The organism is Nonomuraea sp. NPDC049400 (assembly GCF_044466425.1).
Taxonomy (GTDB): domain Bacteria; phylum Actinomycetota; class Actinomycetes; order Streptosporangiales; family Streptosporangiaceae; genus Nonomuraea.
The window spans coordinates 34225-52960 of record NZ_JBITMP010000028.1 but is presented as its reverse complement, the minus strand read 5'-3'; the positions used below and the strand labels follow the sequence as shown (position 1 = coordinate 52960).

The following is an 18736-nucleotide window of genomic DNA, read 5'->3' as shown; positions in this document are numbered from 1 at the left end:
AGACTGCCCCAAAAGCTACGTTGCATTCAGTGAATCTGTCAAAGCACCCCTACGCCTAAGATGGCCAGAAACCCAGGTAGAGGCACTGAAAGATTGCAACGACCGTGCGAACGAACGCAACACATACCCGACACGGTTGTTGCAATGGGCTATGGTTGAACGCAATACTGAGGCACCGGATCCAGCAGACAGGAGGCGAGTGCCGATGGCAGGAGGCAGGCTGACCCAACAGGACCGCCGTGACATCGCCGCGGGCCTGTCGCAGGGGCTCGGCTACGCGGAGATCGCCCGGCGCCTGTCCAGGCCGACCTCGACCATCAGCCGGGAGGTCAGCCGCAACGGCGGCCCGGACGCGTACCGGGCCGACCGGGCACACCAGGCGACCGAGCGACGTGCCCGCCGCCGCAAGCAGCCCTCGCAGTCATCGCCGCCGACCGGCACCACGTCGTACGGGCGCGACCCCGAGGCGGTACGCGAATACACCGAGCGGCAGGTCGACCTGCTGATGCAGACGGGCCTACCCCGGATGACGTCCAGGGTCCTGGCCTGCCTGCACACCACCGACACCGGCGCGCTCACGGCCAAGGAGCTCACCCGGCGCCTGCAGGTCAGTCCGGCCTCGGTCTCCACCGCCGTGGCATACCTGGAGGAGCAGCAACTGATCAGGCGCGTACGCGACCCGCGATGGCGGCGCGAGCTCTACGTCGTCGACGACGACATCTGGTACCGGGCTTTCATGGCGAGCATTCAGCGAAATCTCGCACTGGCGGAATCCGCCCGCGAAGGAGTCAGGATATTCGGCCGCACCACGCCTGTCGGCGCGCGGCTCGAGCACGTGAGCGTATTCCTCGACCGCACCTCACAGGACATGATCAAGACAGCCGAACGCTGGCGTCCGGTGCTGACCGAATCATCGCGCGACGGCCACCAAGAACTTGATCAAGTTTGACATCAAGCTTGGTTGAGGTTGCAGGCTCGAAGCACAAGTTGACCGCTGTCTTCGGGAGAGCACCATGCATGCCGTCGTCCTGCACGCCTTCGGCCCCGCCGAGAACCTGCGTTACGAGACCGTCCCCGATCCCGTGCCCGGCCCGGGCCAGGTGCGCATCGCGGTCAAGGCGGCCGGCGTACACCTGGTCGAGACGATCTTGCGGTCAGGACAGGCCAGTGAGTCGCTGCCGCCGCAGCCAGAGCTGCCGACGATCTTCGGCGGAGAGGTGGCGGGACGCGTGGATGAGGTGGGCCCGGGGGTCGATCCGTCCTGGATCGGGCGGGATGTGGTGACCGCGTACGGCAAGCCCGGCGGCTACGCGGAGCTGGCGGTGGCGGACGTGGCCTCCGTTCACCCGATCACCATCGGCTACGAGACCGCCGTGGCCATGATCGTCACCGGGGTGACGGCGCTGCAGTTCCTGGACGTGGCCGAGCTGACCTCGTCCGACGTGGTGCTGGTGACCTCGGCGGCCGGCGGGATCGGGCGCCTGCTCGTCCAGTACGCGCACGGGCTCGGCGCCAAGGTGGTCGGCGCGGCCGGCGGCCCCGCCAAGGTGGCGGCCGTACGGGAGCTCGGCGCGGACATCGCCGTCGACTACGACCAGCCCTCCTGGGAGGAGAGCGTCGCCAAGGAGCTGGGTGGCCGCGCGGTCACGGCCCTGCTGGACGGGGTCGGCGGCGACAAGGCGCGCGCCGCGTTCGAACTGCTGGCCGACGGCGGCCGGTACGTGACCATCGGCAACGCCTCACAGCAGGACTTCCGGCCGGACCCCCAGACGGTCGAGGAGCGGGGCCTCACCGTCACCAACGCCCTGATGCTGCTGATCAGCGGTCCGGACACGAGGCCGCAGTACGAGGTCCGCGCGCTGGCGGCGGCCACCGAGGGCACGCTGGCGCCTGCCGTGCAGACGTTCCCGCTCGCGCAGGCCGCGACCGCCCACGCCGCCCTCGAAACCAGGGCGACAACCGGCAAGGTCGTGCTCGTCCCCTAACCCGTGGTCGCTGCGACCGCGTACCGCTGGGCGTCATGGCGGTAGGAGGAGCCGGCGACGGCGAACCCGGCCTCGACGAGCCGCGCCTCCAGCTCGGCCGGCGTGAACGGCTGGAACTCGAGAGCATGGCGCCGGTGGATGAGGCTGCCGTCCGCGTGCTCCGCCAAGAACAGCAGCTCCGCCAGGCACGGCTCGCCGAAGCTCTCGGGGAAGGTCCAGACGTACACGCAGGTGCAGCGCACGCCGTCCCGCTCGCGCACCCGGTCGGCGGCCACGATCTGGGACCGTTCCCGGTAGAGCAGCTCCCAGTTGCGGGAGTCGACGATCAGCGTGCCGGTGGGTGACACCATCTCCCGGATGCCCGCCAGCGCGGCCACCATGGCCTTGTGCGACCCCGTGTGGACCAGGGAGTTGCCCAGGCACAGCACCAGCTCGAACCGCCCGGCCACAACGGCGGGCAGGTCCTCCCACCTGGAGGTGAGCACCTCCACCCCGGCGGGCAGGCGACGGCGCGCCTCCGCCGCCATCGCGGGGCTGCCGTCCGTCGCGGTCACCTGGAACCCGGCGTACGCCAGCGCCATGGCGTCCGTACCGATGCCGCAGGCACAGTCCAGCACGGGGGCGCCCGGCGGCAGGGCCTCGACGACGGCCTCGATGAGCTCCCGGCTGTCGGTGGAGGTGCCGCCGATCACGCCGGGAGGTTTGACGATCTCGTCGGGGAAGATCCAGTGGTAGTCGGCGGACAGGTCGCGGTAGTAGTCGGGCATGGGGCGAGCGTCACACGGGCACCGCGTACGGTCCACCCGAAACCGCCGACACACCGGGCTCGCAGCGCGCCGCGACGCGGGCCTCGACTCGATCCACACGGAGATCGGAGCCGGGCTGCCCACCCTGAACGGAGCGATCCTCTTCCTGGAAGAGCAGCGCGGCACCGGCCTGGGCCAGGTCGACCTGACCGTCCAGCCCGCCGTGGACCCTTGAGTTCGTGTACCAGGAAAATCCGCGTCCCCGTTGGGTACCCACATCAGCGTCACCGTCGCCGATCTCGGAGAGTGAACGATGACCGATACCTCCTGGTTGGGGCCCGCCATCGACGTCCGGCCACTGCTCGCCGAGCAACAGGCAGCCTTCATCGACCTGCTGCGCCGACTCGACAACGGCGAGTGGGCGCGTCCCACCATCTGTCCGGGCTGGAGCGTCAAAGACGTCGCCGCGCACGTGCTCGGCGACCACATCGGACGCCTCTCAATGCACCGCGACGGCTACCATGTGCTGCATCCTCAAGACGGCGAGGCGTTCCCCGGCTTCCTCGACCGGATCAATGACGAGTGGGTGACCGCAGCCCGCCGCATCAGCCCGCCGATGCTCATCGAGCTGCTCTCGGCCATGGGGAACCAGATCGTGGAGTTCTGGCAGACCGTCGATCTGGACACCCTTGGCGGACCGGTGCGCTGGGCCGGTCCTGAGCCTGTTCCGTACTGGCTGGACGTGGCCCGGGAATACACCGAGTACTGGACTCACCACCAGCAGATCTGCGACGCGACAGGTCGGACGGGGCTTACCGGCCCGCACTACCTCGGCCCCGTCCTCGACACCTTCCTGCGGGCACTGCCCCACACGCTGCGCGACGTCACCGCCCCGGAAGGCACCACTGTCCAGGTGAACGTGACCGGGCCAAGTGGAGGAGTCTGGACCTGCACGCACGGCTCCGACCGCTGGAGGCTGCGACCCCGAGCGCACCAGCAGCCCACTGTGAACCTCTACCTCGACGTAGACACCGCCTGGCGGCTGTGCACCCGTGGCATCACCCCCGCGCAAGCGGTCGAACGCACTCACATCGACGGTGACCGACAACTCGCGACAGCAGCGCTCCAGATCGTGTCGATCATCTGGTCGCCGCCGAAACCGGAGGCATGGGAGTTCTGACATCCGCTGTCCCCGAGGCGGTCTTCGAGCAAGACATCACCGGCATGGGCGACGGGATGTGGTGTTTGCCCTGGTCCGGCTACCACAGTGTTAAGGGGTGAAGAATAGCTTCGCAAAGATCTCGCGCGAGAAGGAAAATGTTGAGACGCTGATCCCACTTACGTGGCCCCCCAGTCCAAGGAGTGGTTCATGCGCCGCCTATTGGCGATCTCCGTGGTCGCCCTCTTGCCCTTAACCGTCACCTCAGCGGTGCACGCCGAAGAGCCGGTCGGCCGTCAGCAGGCCTTCGCGGCCGCCGCCCAAGAGTTCAAGGTGCCCGAGAGCATCCTCCTTGGTGTGTCGTACCTCGAGTCGCGGTGGGACGCCCATGCCGGGCAGCCGTCCAACACCGCCGGGTTCGGTCCCATGCATCTGACCGACGCCGCCGCCTTCACCACCTCCAATCATCACGGCGAAGGCACCGAGGATGCCCGAGGGGATGAGAGCCGGCCTCTGCCCAGCCCCGAGCCCTCCTCCGCCGAGACCGTCATTCCCGCCTCCCTCCGCACCATGGAGCGGGCCGCCGAGCTCACCGGGGAGAGTCACGAGCGGCTGCGGAGCGACGATGCCGCCAACATCCGGGGTGGCGCCGCGCTGCTCGCCGACTACCAGAAGTCACTCGGCGCGCCGCTGAGCGACAACCCGAGCGAGTGGTACGGAGCCGTCGCCAAGTACTCCGGGGCCGAGGAGGCCGGGGCGGCCAGGTTCTTCGCCGACGAGGTGTTCGCGACGATCAAGGAAGGCGCCGCGCGGACCACGGACGACGGGGAGAGGGTCGCGCTGCCCGCCGTGCCCGGCCTCGAGAAGATCGAGAAGTGGCTCGAGAAGCTCGGCCTCCGCCACGAGCGGACCGATGGCGTCGAGTGCCCGGCCTCCATCTCCTGCGAGTGGATCCCCTCCGCGTACCAGGAGCTGCCCCCCGACGACTACGGGCACTACGACCTGGCGAACCGGCCGTTCAGCCAGAAGATCGAATACATCATCATTCACGACATGGAGGGATATTTCGCCCCCTCCATCCGCCTCAACCAGGACCCCAAGTACGGCGCCAGCTGGCAGTACTCGGTGCGCTCCACCGACGGTCACATCGCCCAGCACATCAAGAGCAAGGACGTCGCCTGGCAGGCCGGCAACTGGTACATCAACGCCAAGTCCATCGGCATCGAGCACGAGGGCTTCCTGGCCGAGGGCAGCACCTGGTACACCGAGGCGATGTACCGGTCGAGCGCCCGGCTGGTCCGCTACCTGGCGCTCAAGCACGGCGTGCCGCTCGACCGCGCCCACATCATCGGCCACGACAACGTCCCCGGCACCCTGCCCACGACCGTGCGGGGGATGCACGAGGACCCTGGCCCGTTCTGGGACTGGGCGCACTACTTCCAGCTGATCGGCGCCCCGCTGCACCAGTTCGGCGGCCCCAGGTCCGGCTCGGTCATGATAAAGCCGGACTTCGCAACGAATAAGCCGTACTTCTACGGCTGCGACCGCAAGAACCCCAGCGCCGCCTGCCCGCCGCTCCCCGCGAGCACCGTCTGGCTGCGTACCGAGCCGAGGCAGGACGCGCCGCTGGTCAAGGACATCGGCAAGCACCCGACCGGCGACTCCCTCTACAGCGTGTACGACCACAGCGCCAGGGCCACCACCGGCCAGCGCTTCGCCGTGGCCGACCGCCAGGGCGACTGGACGGCGATCTGGTACCTCGGCCAGAAGGCCTGGTTCCACAACCCGGCGAGCGCCCCGACCGCGGTCCCGTCAGCGGGCCTCGTGGTCACGCCGAAGCCCGGCAAGGCCACGGTCCCGGTGTACGGCAGGGCGTACCCCGAGCAGGAGGCCTACCCTGCCGACATCCCGTACCAGGCGGTGACCCCGCTGCAGTACACGTTCTCGGCAGGCGAGAAGTACACCCTCTCCGGACCGGCGGCCGCGGAGTACTACCGGGCGGTCACGTTCACCATGGACCAGGACCACAAGGTGGTCCGGGGCAAGACGAAGTATCTGCAGATCCAGTTCGGCCACCGCGTGATGTTCGTCAAGGCTGACGACGTGCAGGTGTCGTTCTCCGGGTGAACTCCTTGACGGCGCGCCTGGTGCTCGCGAGCGCCTCCTGAGAGGAGTCGTACGTGCGCTGGGCGACGCCGACGAACACGCAGTCGACGACGAGGAGCTGGCTGATCCTGCTGGCCAGGGCGCCGGGGCGGAACTCCGTCTCGCGCCCGGCGGAGATCAGCACGTGTTCGGCCAGCTCCGCGATGGACGAGCGCGGGTTGTTCGTGATCGCGACCGTGGTGGCCCCCGCCTCCTTGGCCCGGATGAGCGGCTCGATCACGTCGGGCGTCTCCCCCGACGTGCTGATGCCGATCGCCACGTCCCCTTCCTTGAGCAGCACCGCGCTGGTCAGCGCCAGGTGCGCGTCCTGGAAGGCGTGACTGGACAGCCCGATGCGCAGCAGCTTCTGCGCGACGTCCTCGGCCACGAGCCCGGAGGCGCCCACCCCGTACGCGTCGATCCGCCGCGCGCCCACGATGGCGTCCACGACCAGCCCCAGCCGCTCGGAGGTCAGCTGGGCGACGGTGTCGTTGATCGCCTCGGACTCTGCTCGGGCCACCTTCTGGATGACCTCCGACAGCGGGTCGTCGGGCGCCAGGTCTCCGGGCACGAGCCGGTCGGGCTGCGCGGCGGCCGCCGCTAAGGCCAGCCTGAGCTGCGGATATCCCGCGAACCCGAGCAGCCTGGCAGTGCGCACGATCGTGGCCTCGCTCGTGCCGGAGGCGGCGGAGAGCTCGGTGATGGTGCTCCTGGCCACCGTCGCCGGGTCCTCCAGGATGAGCCGGGCAACGGTCTGCGCGGCCGGCGTCAGGGACGGCAGCACACCGCGAACCGTGGCCACCAGAGTGTCGGCCCGCAGGCCGTTGCCGCTGTCGTCCACGTCCTGATTATGCCGTCCGTTTACCGCGATGTGCCCTTGACCCCACCTGCGTTTAACGCAATGTGCCGTTCGTCATGCCCACAGGTTCCTCCGGCACGGCGATGAGCCCGAGTTCGGCGGGAGTGGCCATGAGCGGGTGGTACGGCACGACCCGCACGGTGTAGCCGAACGCTCCCGTACGGTCGAGCGGGACCTCGCCCGTGTAGTGAGCCCGGCCGTCGTCATCCGTCGACGCGACGGTGAGCTTCGCGTACGCCGGATGCACCAGCTCGTCGTGCGGCCCGACCTTGCCGTAGGCCGCCTCGACCAGCACGTCGCCGGGCTCCAGGTCACCGAGCGCGACCGTGGCGCGCAGCTCGACGGAGGCGCCCACCTCCGGCGTGTCCCCCACGCCCGAGGCCTCGACGTGCTCGACGCGCACCCCCGGCCAGGCCTGGGCGACCCGGACCTTCCAGGCCGCGAACGCCTTCGCCGGTGCGTACGAGTCGGCCGACAGCGCGCGAGCCGAGGCGGCGGCCGGGCTGTACAGGTCGACCACGTAGTCCCGCAGCATCCGGCCGGCCAGCACCTTCGGCCCCAGCGAGGTGAGGGTGTGCTTGACCATCTCCATCCAGCGCCGCGGCAGCCCGTCGGGGGCGCGGTCATAAAACCGGTCGGACACCTCATGCTCGATCAGGTCGTACAGGGCGGCGGCCTCCAGCTCGTCCCGCCGGTCCGGGTCCGTCACGCCGTCGGCGGTCGGGATCGCCCAGCCGTTGGTGCCGTCGTACCACTCGTCCCACCAGCCGTCGCGGATCGACAGGTTGAGCCCGCCGTTCAGCGCGGACTTCATCCCCGAGGTGCCGGACGCCTCCAGCGGGCGCAGCGGGTTGTTCAGCCAGACGTCGCAGCCCTGGACCATGAGCTGGCCGAGCGCCATGTCGTAGTCGGGCAGGAAGACGATGCGGTGGCGGACGTTCGCCTGGTCGGCGAACTTGACGATCTGCTGGATCAGCTTCTTCCCGCCCTCGTCCGCGGGGTGCGCCTTGCCGGCGATCACGATCTGCACGGGCTTGTCCGGGTCGAGCAGCAGCTCGGTCAGCCGCTTGGGATCGCGCAGCATCAGCGTGAGCCGCTTGTACGACGGCACCCGCCGGGCGAAGCCGATGGTCAGCACCTCGGGGTCGAGCGCGTCGTCGATCCAGCCGAGCTCGGCATCGGAGGCGCCCCGCCCGCGCCACGAGGTGCGCAGGCGTGCCCGGGCGCCCTCGACCAGCCGCTGGCGCAGCGTGCCCCTGATCCGCCAGATGTCGGCGTCGGAGATCTTCTGGATGCCCTCCCAGCCGCGGGCCCGCTCGAGCAGCGAGGGCAGCTCCCGCCCGGCCAGCTCCATGAGCTCCCTGCCGACCCAGGTGGGCGCGTGCACGCCGTTCGTGATCGACCCGATCGGCACCTCGTCGAGGTCGAAGCCCGGCCAGAGGTCCTTGAACATCTCCCGGCTCACCTCGCCGTGCAGCTGGGACACGCCGTTGACGCGCTGGGCCAGCCGCATGCCCATGACCGCCATGTTGAACCGGCCGGGATCGGCCTCAGCGCCCAGCGCCAGGATCCGCTCGACGGGCACGGTCGGCCAGGCGTTCGGGCCGCCGAAGTGGCGCTCGATCATGTCCACGGGGAACCTGTCGATGCCCGCGGGGACGGGCGTGTGCGTGGTGAACACCGTGCCCGCCCGAACGGCCTCCAGCGCCTCGTCGAACGAGAGCCGCGCCTCGGTCAGCTCGCGGATGCGCTCGAGGCCGAGGAATCCGGCGTGCCCCTCGTTCGTGTGGAACACCTCGGGCTCGGCGTGGCCGGTGATCTTGCAGTACGCCCTGATCGCACGCACGCCGCCCACACCCAGCAGCAGCTCCTGCATGAGCCGGTGGTCGGTGCCCCCGCCGTAGAGGCGGTCGGTGACGTCGCGGGCGGCGGTGTCGTTGTCGGCCACGTCGGAGTCGAGCAGCAGCAGCGGCACCCGTCCCACCTGCGCCACCCACACCTGGGCGTGCAGCTCACGCTCGCCGGGCAGCGCGATGCGGATCTTGACCGGCTCGCCCTCGGGGTCCTTCAGCAGGGTGAGCGGCAGCCCGCCCGCGTCGAGCGACGGGTAGTGCTCCAGCTGCCAGCCCTCGGGCGACAGCGACTGCGTGAAGTAGCCGTGGCGGTAGAGCAGGCCGACCGCGAGGATCGGCACGCCCAGGTCGCTGGCCGCTTTCAGGTGGTCTCCCGCGAGGATGCCCAGGCCGCCCGAATACTGCGGCAGCGCGGTCGCGATGCCGAACTCCGGGGAGAAGTACGCGATGGCGCGTGCTCCCTCGGGCAGCGTCTGGTACCAGCGCGGCGAGGTCATGTATTCGCGCAGGTCGTCGGCCGCGTCGGCGAGGCGGCGCAGGAAGCGGCGGTCGGCGGCCAGCTCGCTGAGCCGGGCGGGACTGACCGCGCCGAGCAGGGCCACGGGGTCGTGCCCGACCTGCTCCCAGAGGTCGGCGTCGACCTCCGCGAAGAGATCCATCGTCTCCGGGTGCCACGACCAACGGAGATTATGCACGAGCTCGCCGAGGGCGGCCAGCTCCGCGGGCAGGACGGTGCGGACGGTAAACCGGCGGATAGCTCTCACGTTTCTGCACCCTACGGGCTAGGAGGGACCTCTGAGTCCTTCACCCTCATCAAGACCGTTCAAACCCCTTCCGGGACAAGGCATGAAGAGGGACTATTGGGGCAACTTTCCTCATTGTTGGCTCTCCCGCGGGCACACTCGGGAGGTCTATCCACTGCTGTCCACAATTTACATGCAAGGATCGTGCCTATGGCGGGAAGCGAACAGCAGCCCACCAGAGCTGCATCGACACGGAAAGCCTCCGGTGGCGCCGAGCGCGCCGCCGCAAACCCTTGAATGCGATGATCGGACGAATTCCCATCACGGACATCTCCCCCGTCGTCGACTGCGGGCAGTGGCCCGCAAAGGCGGTCGCCGGCGAGACCTTCCAGGTCTCGGCGACCGTGTTCAGAGAGGGCCATGACGCCGTGGCCGCGGGCGTGGTGCTCACCTCGCCCGACGGTCAGCGCGGGCGTCTGAGAGGAATGCGCGAGCTCGCCCCCGGCACCGACCGCTGGGGCGCGGACGTGTCCCTGCCCGCCGAGGGTGACTGGCTGTTCCGCGTCGAGGCGTGGAGCGACCCGATCAGCACGTGGCTGCATGACGCCGAGATCAAGATCCCGCGCGGCATGGACGTCGACCTCATGTGCGAGGAAGGCGCCCGGCTGTTCGAGCGGGCGGCCAAGGCCGTACGCGCCGCCGACTGCCCGAACGACCAGCCCAGGAACGGCGCCAAGGGCCAGAACGGGAACGGGTCCAAGGGCCAGAGCGGCAACGGCAACGGCGACAGTGCCTGCGGGCACCGGGCGGCCCTGCTGGCGGTCTCCGCCACGCTGCGTGACGAGCAGCTGGACCCCAGGGCCCGGCTCTCGATCGCGCAGCTTCCTGAGACGGCCGCGCTGCTGGAGTCGCACCCGTTCCGGGAGCTGGTGACCAGGTCCAAGTCCCACAAGATCAGGGTGGACCGGCGCAGGGCGCTGTACGGCTCGTGGTACGAGTTCTTCCCCAGGTCGGAAGGCTCGGTCGTCAACGAGCTCGGCATCTCCAAGTCCGGAAATTTCCAGACCGCCGCCAAGCGGCTCCCCGCCATCGCCAAGATGGGCTTCGACGTCGTCTACCTGCCGCCCATCCACCCGATCGGCACGACGTTCCGCAAGGGCCGCAACAACACGCTCAGCCCCGAGCCCGACGAGCCGGGCTCGCCGTGGGCCATCGGCTCCGAGGACGGCGGCCACGACGCCGTGCACCCCGATCTGGGCACGATCGAGGACTTCGACGCGTTCGTGGGCCGCACCAAGGAGCTGGGCATGGAGATCGCGCTCGACTTCGCGCTCCAGTGCTCGCCCGACCACCCGTGGGTGAAGGACCACCCCGAGTGGTTCACGATCAGGGCGGACGGCTCCATCGCGTACGCCGAGAACCCGCCGAAGAAGTACCAGGACATCTACCCGATCAACTTCGACAAGGATCCCGAGGGCATCTACGCGGAGGTCAAGCGGGTGCTGCGGCACTGGATGGACCACGGCGTGCGGATCTTCCGGGTGGACAACCCGCACACGAAGCCGGTCGGGTTCTGGGAGCGGCTGCTGGCCGACATCCACACGACCGATCCGGATGTGATCTTCCTGGCCGAGGCGTTCACCCGCCCGCCGATGCTCCGCACGCTGGCCAAGGTGGGCTACCACCAGTCATACACGTACTTCACGTGGCGGAACACGAAGGCGGAGGTGGAGACGTACCTCACGGAGCTGGCCCATGAGACCTCCGCCTACCTGCGGCCGAACCTGTTCGTGAACACGCCCGACATCCTGCACGAGTACCTGCAGCACGGCGGCGTGCCCGCCTTCAAGATCAGGGCGGTGCTGGCCGCGCTCGCCTCCCCCACGTGGGGGGTTTACTCCGGGTACGAAATCTTCGAGAACATCCCGGTACGCCCCGGTAGCGAGGAATACCTAGATAGCGAGAAATATCAGTACAAACCTCGTGATTGGGTTACGGCCGAACGTGAGGGATGGAGCCTGGCCCCCTTCATCACTCATCTGAATTTGTTCCGAAGAGCGCATCCTGCATTGCAGGAATTGCGTAATCTACGGTTCCACAGGGTCGACCAAGGGGACATCGTCTGCTTCTCGAAGCGGCTTCCCGGCGCCTATGACCCGGCCACACGCAGGCACGGGCTGGGCGACGTGGTTCTGGCGGTCATCAACCTGGATCCGCACCACACTCACGAGGCGACCGTTGACCTTGACCTACCAGCCATCGGACTCGACTGGAACGCCGAGTTCGTCGTCGACGACGAGCTGTCGGGCGAGTCGTACCGCTGGCGGCAGAGCAACTACGTCCGCCTCGACCCCCACATCCAGCCTGCCCACATTCTCACCGTACGAGCCGCGCCACGGTAGAACTGAATTCAGCGGGGAGTCTTCAAACGTGTGTGAAAGCGCCTCCGTCATGAGCCCCTCGTGGGGTGGCTCATGAGCTCCACCACACCCATTCCCAACACCTTTGACGAGGAAAAGCCGCGCGACCCTTACTGGTACAAACGCGCGGTTTTCTACGAGGTCCTGATCCGGGGTTTCGCCGACTCCAACGGCGACGGGACCGGCGACATCAGAGGGCTCATCAGCAAGCTCGACTATCTCCAGTGGCTCGGGGTCGACTGCCTCTGGCTGCTGCCGCTGTACGAGTCGCCGCTACGTGACGGCGGCTACGACATCGCGGACTTCATGAAGATCCTGCCCGAGTTCGGGGATCTTGGAGACTTCGTGAGGCTCGTGGACGAGGCGCACAAACGCGGCATGCGCGTCATAGCCGACCTCGTCATGAACCACACCAGCGACGCCCACCCGTGGTTCCAGGCGTCCCGGCACGACCCGGAAGGGCCGTTCGGCGACTTCTACGTGTGGTCCGAGACCGACGACAGATACCAGGACGCCCGGATCATCTTCATCGACACCGAGACGTCCAACTGGACCTACGACCCGGTGCGCGGCCAGTACTACTGGCACCGCTTCTTCCACCACCAGCCGGACCTCAACTACGAGAACCCGGACGTGCAGGAGGCCATGCTGGAGGTCCTGCGCTTCTGGCTGGACCTGGGCATCGACGGGTTCAGGCTGGACGCGGTGCCCTACCTCTTCGAGGAGGAGGGCACCAACTGCGAGAACCTGCCGAAGACCCACCAGTACCTCAAGCGGGTCAGGGCCGAGGTGGACCGGATCTACCCCGACCGGGTGCTGCTCGCCGAGGCCAACCAGTGGCCGTCGGACGTGGTGGAGTACTTCGGTGATCCGGTGGGCGGCGGGGACGAATGCCACATGGCCTTCCATTTCCCGCTGATGCCCCGCATTTTCATGGCCGTACGCCGGGAGTCTCGCTACCCCATCTCCGAAATTTTGGCGCAAACGCCGAAGATTCCGGAACACTGCCAGTGGGGGATCTTCCTCCGCAACCACGACGAGCTGACGCTCGAGATGGTCACGGACGAGGAACGCGACTACATGTACACCGAGTACGCCAAGGACCCCCGCATGCGGGCGAACGTCGGCATCCGCCGCCGCCTGGCGCCCCTGCTGGAGAACGACCGCAACCAGATCGAGCTGTTCACCGCGCTGCTCCTGTCGCTGCCCGGCTCCCCCGTGCTCTACTACGGCGACGAGATCGGCATGGGCGACAACATCTGGCTCGGCGACCGCGACGGTGTGCGCACGCCCATGCAGTGGGACCCCGACCGCAACGCCGGCTTCTCCGACTGCGACCCCGGCAGGCTCTACCTGCCGGTCATCATGGACCCGATCTACGGCTACCAGGGCATCAACGTCGAGGCCCAGCAGAAGAACGCCGGCTCGCTGCTGCACTGGACCAGGCGCATGATCGAGATCCGCAAGCGCCACCCGGTGTTCGGCGTGGGCGGCTACGCCGAGCTCAACTCCTCCAACCCCAGCGTGCTCGCGTTCGTCCGAGAGCTGGGGGACGACCGGATGCTCTGCGTGAACAACCTGTCACGCTTCCCGCAGCCGGTCGAGCTCGACCTGCGGAGATTCATCGGCGTCTCGCCTGTTGAGACCATGGGTGGAGTCCCATTCCCGGCAATTGGCGAACTTCCGTATCTTTTGACGCTTCCTGGGCATGGGTTCTATTGGTTCACTCTCCCGCCGGCGATCACCCAGGAGGAGTAGGACGTGCTTGATGAGCTCCTTGCCGCATGGATCGGACGCCAGCGTTGGTTCGGCGGCAAGGGGCGCCCGATCGACGAGTTGTCGATCGAATCGGACGTCGAGCTGACGCACGGGCTGAGACACCTGATCGTCGCCGTGTGGCAGGACGGCTCGCGCGACCGCTACCAGATCCTGCTCGGCGAGCGCACCGAGTTCCCCGACCGCCTGACGCACGCGCTCATCGGCACGCTGGGCGACGTCTACCTGTACGACGCCGTCCACGACCCCGACCGGACGAGCTGGCTGCTCGACGGCATGGCCCGTGACGAGACCGACAACGGCCTGCGCATGCGCCACGTGCCCGGCGTCACCATCGACACCGCCCAGCGCAGCCTCGTGCTGGGAGCCGAGCAGTCCAACACCTCGCTCGTGTATGGGGACCTGTACATCTGCAAGCTCTTCCGCCGCCTCATCCCCGGCGTCAACCCGGAGCTGGAGGTCATCACCGCGCTGGCGGCCAGGGGCGCGCCGCACATCGCGCAGCCGTACGGGTGGATCGAGACGGACCTCGACGGGACGGACACCACGCTCGCGATCGCGCAGGAGTTCCTGGCCACCGCGAACGACGGCTGGGACCTCGCCCTGACCAGCGTGCGCGACCTGTACGCGTCGCTGCCCGAGGTGCCCGCAGCCGAGGCGGGCGGGAACTTCGCGGCCGAGTCGCTGCGCCTCGGCGTCGCCACCGCGCGGGTGCACCACGAGCTGGCCGCGGCCTTCCCCACCGACGTCGTCGAGTCGCACGAGGTCAAGCGGATGGCCGAGGCCTTCAGGCGCAAGCTGGGCCGGGCGGTGGCGGAGGTGCCCGAGCTGCGCGGTCATGTGAGCGTTATCGAGGAGGCCTACCACCAGGTGGAACTGCTCACCCACGAGGTCCCCGTGCAGCGGATCCACGGGGACTACCACCTCGGCCAGGTCATGCGCACGCCGACGGACTGGGTGGTGCTGGACTTCGAGGGCGAGCCGGGGCAGCCGCTGGCCGAGCGCAGGGCGCTGTACTCGCCGCTGCGTGACGTGGCGGGGATGCTGCGCTCGTTCGACTACGCGGCCAGGCACCTGCTGGCCGGCCACTCCCAGGCCGAGAACCTGGAGCCTCGGGCCGAGGAGTGGGCCGACCGGAACCGCGCCGCGTTCCTCGAGGGATACATGGAGGGCGGCGGCGCGATCACGCGCGGGGACGCGGCGCTGCTGCGGGCGTTCGAGCTGTCCAAGGCGGTGTACGAGGTCGTGTACGAGGCCCGCAACCGGCCCACCTGGATCTCGATCCCGCTGGCCGCCTTCCGCCCCCGCTAGAGCTCCTCCACCAGCCGGGCAGCTGCATCCGCTGCTATCGCCGCACTGACGCGGCAACGTCGACGGAGACCTTTTCCGCCCCGATCCGCCGCATGCGTTCGGCGCCCCATTCTCCCAAGGGGGCCAGGGCGGCGTTGAGTGAGACGCCGTGCTCCGTCAGGGAGTACTCGACCTTCGGCGGCACCTCGCGGTACACCTCACGATGCACGAGCCCGTCTTCTTCCATCTCCCGTAGATGCTGGATCAGCATCTTCTCGCTGACGCCCGGCAGACCGCGTCGGAGCTCGGCGAACCGGCGGGTCCCGTAGTGGTGCAGCTCCCAGAGGATCAGCGACTTCCACTTGCCGGTGACCACGTCCATCCCCGCGTCGATGCCGCAGAAATAGGGACCACGTCGTGCTGATGTCGCCATCCACCCCTCCAAGCCGTACTTACCCACAAGTCAGTACCTGACTAATTAGTCCGTACTGGTCAACTTTACCGGCAGCCGAGAGGATTCAGCCGATCGATGAACACGAGGGGGAGCCCTGAAAATGACAACCAACGACAGCGTCCAGGTGAGCGTCCTCGGGCTGGGGGCGATGGGTGGCGCCCTCGCCGCCGCCCTGGTGAAGGCCGGACACGCGACCACCGTCTGGAACCGCTCACCGGGGAAGGCGGACGACCTCGTCGCGCAGGGCGCCAAGGTCGCCGCCACGGCCGGCGACGCGGTCCTGGCCGGCCGGCTGGTGATCGTGTGCCTCTGGGACCACGCGTCGGTCCATGAGGTGCTCGATCCGCTCTCCGATGAGCTGGCCGGACGAACCTTGATCAACGTGACCACGACGTCACCGGCTCAGTCACGGGAGTTGGCCGACTGGGCCGCACATGCCGGGGTCGCGTATCTGGACGGCGGCATCATGGCCGTACCGCACATGATCGGCCAGCCTGGGGCATCGATCCTCTACAGCGGATCGGCCGAGGTCTTCAATCAGTACAAGCCGCTGCTCGATCTGTGGGCGACCTCAACCTACTTCGGGGAGGATCCCGGGTTGGCGTCCCTGTACGACCTGGCCCTACTTGCGGGCATGTACGTGATGTTCGCCGGATTCATGCACGGCGCCGCCATGGTTGCGCCCGCCGGTGTGACGGCGGGCGAGTTCGCGACCATGGCCGCTCCTTGGCTGACCGCCATGACCGGCGCCTTCCAGGGGTTCGCCGAAGTGATCGACGGTGGGGACTACACCGTCGAAGGACAACAGAGCCTCGAGTTCTCCAGCCTCGGCCACCTCCTGGCCGCAAGTGCCGACCAGGGCATCAGCACCGAGGTGGTCGCCATGGTCCAACGGCTCATCCAACGCCAGATCGACGCAGGCCACGGAGCGGAAGGCTTCGCCCGGATCATCGAGAGCATCAAGCAACCGGGCTGAGAGCCCACGCTCCCGGGGCGTGCCAGCACGCCTATCCGCATGACCTCTTTAAACCCAGGATTTCGCACTTTCGGTGATTGTCTCGGTGAAAGCGGGCAGTGCCTGGGATGGACGGTCATCATAGGGCAGGGTTGGGAGCATGCCGATGAGGACAGAGCTCGACCGCCTCGCGGGAGGGGCGCACCACGATCCGCACTCCGTGCTGGGAGCGCACCCGGCCTCTGGCGGGATGGTCTTCCGCACCTTGCGCCCGCTGGCCGAGCGGGTGCGGGTGGTGCTGGACGACGGCACGGCCCACGACATGAAACACCAGGCCCACGGGGTGTTCGAGGTGACGCTCCCCGGCCTGGACAAGGTGCCCGACTACACGCTGAACGTCAAGTACGCCGGCCACGACCCGTACGAGGTGCGCGACCCGTACCGGCACTGGCCCACGCTCGGCGAGGTGGACCTGCACCTCATCGGCGAGGGGCGGCACGAGCGGCTGTGGGAGGCGCTCGGCGCCCGCGTGATGAAGCACGAGGACGTCGAGGGCACGTCGTTCGCCGTCTGGGCGCCCAACGCGCGCGGCATCCGGGTCGTCGGCGACTTCAACCACTGGGACGGCACCGCCTACCCGATGCGCTCGCTGGGCCGCTCAGGCGTGTGGGAGCTGTTCATTCCCGGGATCGGGATGGGCGAGCGGTACAAGTTCCAGATCCTGGGCGCGGACGGCGTGTGGCGCGACAAGGCCGACCCGATGGCCAGGCGCACCGAGGTGCCGCCGCTGACGGCGTCCGTGGTCGACAAGTCGGCCTACGCCTGGGGGGACGACGCCTGGCGCGCCGACCGGCGCGAGCAGCAGCCGCTGGAAGGGCCGATGAGCGTCTACGAGGTGCACCTGGGGTCCTGGCGGCCCGGGCTGTCGTACGTGGAGCTGGCCGAGCAGCTCTCCTCGTACGTGTCCGACATGGGGTTCACGCACGTGGAGCTGCTGCCGGTGGCCGAGCACCCGTTCGGCGGGTCGTGGGGCTACCAGGTGACGTCCTACTACGCGCCGACGGCCAGGTTCGGCACGCCCGACGAGTTCCGCCACTTCGTGGACCTGATGCACCAGCGCGGCATCGGCGTGCTGCTGGACTGGGTGCCTGCGCACTTCCCGATGGACGACTGGGCGCTGGCGCGCTTCGACGGCACCCCGCTCTATGAGCACGCCGACCCGGCGAGGGGCGAGCATCCGGACTGGGGCACGTACGTGTTCGACTTCGGCCGCAGGGAGGTGCGCAACTTCCTGGTGGCCAACGCGCTCTACTGGCTGAAGGAGTTCCACATCGACGGGCTGCGGGTGGACGCGGTGGCGTCGATGCTCTACCTCGACTACTCGCGCCGCGAGGGCGAGTGGACGCCGAACATCTACGGCGGCAGGGAGAACCTCGACGCGGTCGAGTTCCTCAAGGAGATGAACTCCGTCGTCTACCGGGAGGCGCCCGGCATCTCGACCGTCGCCGAGGAGTCGACTGCCTGGCCGGGGGTCTCGCGCCCGGTGCACCTGGGCGGGCTCGGGTTCGGGTTCAAGTGGAACATGGGCTGGATGCACGACACGCTCGAATATCTGCGCCACGAGCCGATCTTCCGCCAGTACCACCACCATCAGCTGACGTTCTCGCTGCTGTACGCGTACTCCGAGAACTACGTGCTGCCGCTGTCCCACGACGAGGTCGTGCACGGCAAGGGGTCGCTGCTCGGCAAGATGCCGGGCGACGAGTGGCAGCGCTTCGCGCAGCTGCGGGCGCTGCTGGCGTTCATGTGGGCGCATCCGGGCAAGCAGCTGCTGTTCATGGGCGGCGAGTTCGGCCAGGGGTCGGAGTGGTCGGAGGAGCGCGGGCTGGACTGGTGGGTGCTGGAGTTCGACGGGCATCAGGGCGTGCAACGGCTGGTGCGCGACCTGAACCGGATCTACCGCGAGACCGCCGCGCTGTGGGAGCAGGACTCCAGGCCCGAGGGGTTCCGGTGGATCGACGCCGACGACGCCTCCGGTAACACGTTCTCGTTCCTGCGCTACGCGAACGACGGGTCCGCGGTGGCGTGCGTGGTCAACTTCAGCGGCGCGCCGCACGAGAACTACCGGCTCGGCCTCCCGTACGCGGGCCAGTGGTCGGAGGTGGTCAACACCGACGCCTACGACTACTGGGGCAGCGGCGTGGGCAACCTGGGCACCGTCGAAGCCGACGGCGAGCCGTGGCACGGGCTGCCGCACTCGGCCACGCTCCGGGTGCCGCCGCTCGGCGCGGTGTGGCTCACTCACGAAGGGGACACCCTGAACGCTTGAGATGCGCACGCTGAAAGTTCGG

14 protein-coding genes are annotated in these 18736 nt (G+C 68.4%); 10 read left to right on the top strand and 4 right to left on the bottom strand.

Annotated features, from left to right (window positions below; all coding sequences use genetic code 11):
* The first annotated feature begins 205 nt into the window (after window positions 1-205).
* Together ACIBVN_RS35755 and ACIBVN_RS35750 are read left to right on the top strand one after the other, a co-directional pair.
* The gene (locus tag ACIBVN_RS35755) at window positions 206-949 is read left to right on the top strand and encodes a helix-turn-helix domain-containing protein (protein ID WP_397144136.1); all 744 of its coding nucleotides are present in this window, start codon (window positions 206-208) and stop codon (window positions 947-949) included.
* Window positions 950-1013: 64 nt separating this feature from the next.
* Complete coding sequence (locus ACIBVN_RS35750; RefSeq protein ID WP_397144134.1) at window positions 1014-1985, top strand: zinc-binding dehydrogenase; 972 nt, start codon at window positions 1014-1016, stop codon at window positions 1983-1985.
* Here the strand turns inward: ACIBVN_RS35750 and ACIBVN_RS35745 are convergent.
* A complete protein-coding gene (locus tag ACIBVN_RS35745) occupies window positions 1982-2752 on the bottom strand; it encodes a class I SAM-dependent methyltransferase (RefSeq protein WP_397144132.1) in 771 nt (256 codons plus the stop codon). The genes ACIBVN_RS35750 and ACIBVN_RS35745 overlap by 4 nt on opposite strands.
* Between ACIBVN_RS35745 and ACIBVN_RS35740 the strand changes: the two genes are divergently transcribed.
* From ACIBVN_RS35740 to ACIBVN_RS35730, 3 genes are all read left to right on the top strand, one after another.
* A complete protein-coding gene (locus tag ACIBVN_RS35740) occupies window positions 2751-2966 on the top strand; it encodes a hypothetical protein (RefSeq protein ID WP_397144130.1) in 216 nt (71 codons plus the stop codon). The genes ACIBVN_RS35745 and ACIBVN_RS35740 overlap by 2 nt on opposite strands.
* 78 nt (window positions 2967-3044) lie before the next feature.
* Window positions 3045-3911, top strand: a complete 867-nt coding sequence (locus ACIBVN_RS35735; RefSeq protein ID WP_397144128.1) for a maleylpyruvate isomerase family mycothiol-dependent enzyme — start codon at window positions 3045-3047, stop codon at window positions 3909-3911.
* 189 nt (window positions 3912-4100) lie between these two features.
* Complete coding sequence (locus tag ACIBVN_RS35730; RefSeq protein ID WP_397144126.1) at window positions 4101-6017, top strand: N-acetylmuramoyl-L-alanine amidase; 1917 nt, start codon at window positions 4101-4103, stop codon at window positions 6015-6017.
* Here the strand turns inward: ACIBVN_RS35730 and ACIBVN_RS35725 are convergent.
* Window positions 5980-6876, bottom strand: coding sequence for a MurR/RpiR family transcriptional regulator (locus ACIBVN_RS35725; protein ID WP_397144124.1), 897 nt, complete (start codon window positions 6874-6876; stop codon window positions 5980-5982). The two genes, ACIBVN_RS35730 and ACIBVN_RS35725, sit on opposite strands and share 38 nt — an antisense overlap.
* A 52-nt stretch (window positions 6877-6928) precedes the next feature.
* A complete protein-coding gene (gene glgP / locus ACIBVN_RS35720) occupies window positions 6929-9511 on the bottom strand; it encodes an alpha-glucan family phosphorylase (protein WP_397144122.1) in 2583 nt (860 codons plus the stop codon).
* A gap of 281 nt (window positions 9512-9792) precedes the next feature.
* Between glgP and ACIBVN_RS35715 the strand changes: the two genes are divergently transcribed.
* The 3 genes from ACIBVN_RS35715 (at window position 9793) to ACIBVN_RS35705 (ending at window position 14997) form a co-directional block, all read left to right on the top strand.
* Window positions 9793-11892, top strand: coding sequence for an alpha-1,4-glucan--maltose-1-phosphate maltosyltransferase (locus ACIBVN_RS35715; protein ID WP_397144121.1), 2100 nt, complete (start codon window positions 9793-9795; stop codon window positions 11890-11892).
* Between the two features lie 72 nt (window positions 11893-11964).
* Window positions 11965-13668, top strand: a complete 1704-nt coding sequence (treS, locus tag ACIBVN_RS35710; RefSeq protein ID WP_397144119.1) for a maltose alpha-D-glucosyltransferase — start codon at window positions 11965-11967, stop codon at window positions 13666-13668.
* A 3-nt stretch (window positions 13669-13671) separates the two neighbouring features.
* The gene (locus ACIBVN_RS35705; protein ID WP_397144117.1) at window positions 13672-14997 is read left to right on the top strand and encodes an aminoglycoside phosphotransferase; all 1326 of its coding nucleotides are present in this window, start codon (window positions 13672-13674) and stop codon (window positions 14995-14997) included.
* Window positions 14998-15031: 34 nt separating this feature from the next.
* Here ACIBVN_RS35705 and ACIBVN_RS35700 read toward each other — a convergent pair whose 3' ends face one another.
* The gene (locus ACIBVN_RS35700) at window positions 15032-15409 is read right to left on the bottom strand and encodes a winged helix-turn-helix transcriptional regulator (protein ID WP_397144115.1); all 378 of its coding nucleotides are present in this window, start codon (window positions 15407-15409) and stop codon (window positions 15032-15034) included.
* A 121-nt stretch (window positions 15410-15530) separates the two neighbouring features.
* Between ACIBVN_RS35700 and ACIBVN_RS35695 the strand changes: the two genes are divergently transcribed.
* Together ACIBVN_RS35695 and glgB are read left to right on the top strand one after the other, a co-directional pair.
* Window positions 15531-16406, top strand: a complete 876-nt coding sequence (locus tag ACIBVN_RS35695) for an NAD(P)-dependent oxidoreductase (protein ID WP_397144113.1) — start codon at window positions 15531-15533, stop codon at window positions 16404-16406.
* Window positions 16407-16551: 145 nt separating this feature from the next.
* The gene (gene glgB / locus ACIBVN_RS35690) at window positions 16552-18714 is read left to right on the top strand and encodes a 1,4-alpha-glucan branching protein GlgB (RefSeq protein ID WP_397144291.1); all 2163 of its coding nucleotides are present in this window, start codon (window positions 16552-16554) and stop codon (window positions 18712-18714) included.
* The last annotated feature ends 22 nt before the right edge of the window (window positions 18715-18736 follow it).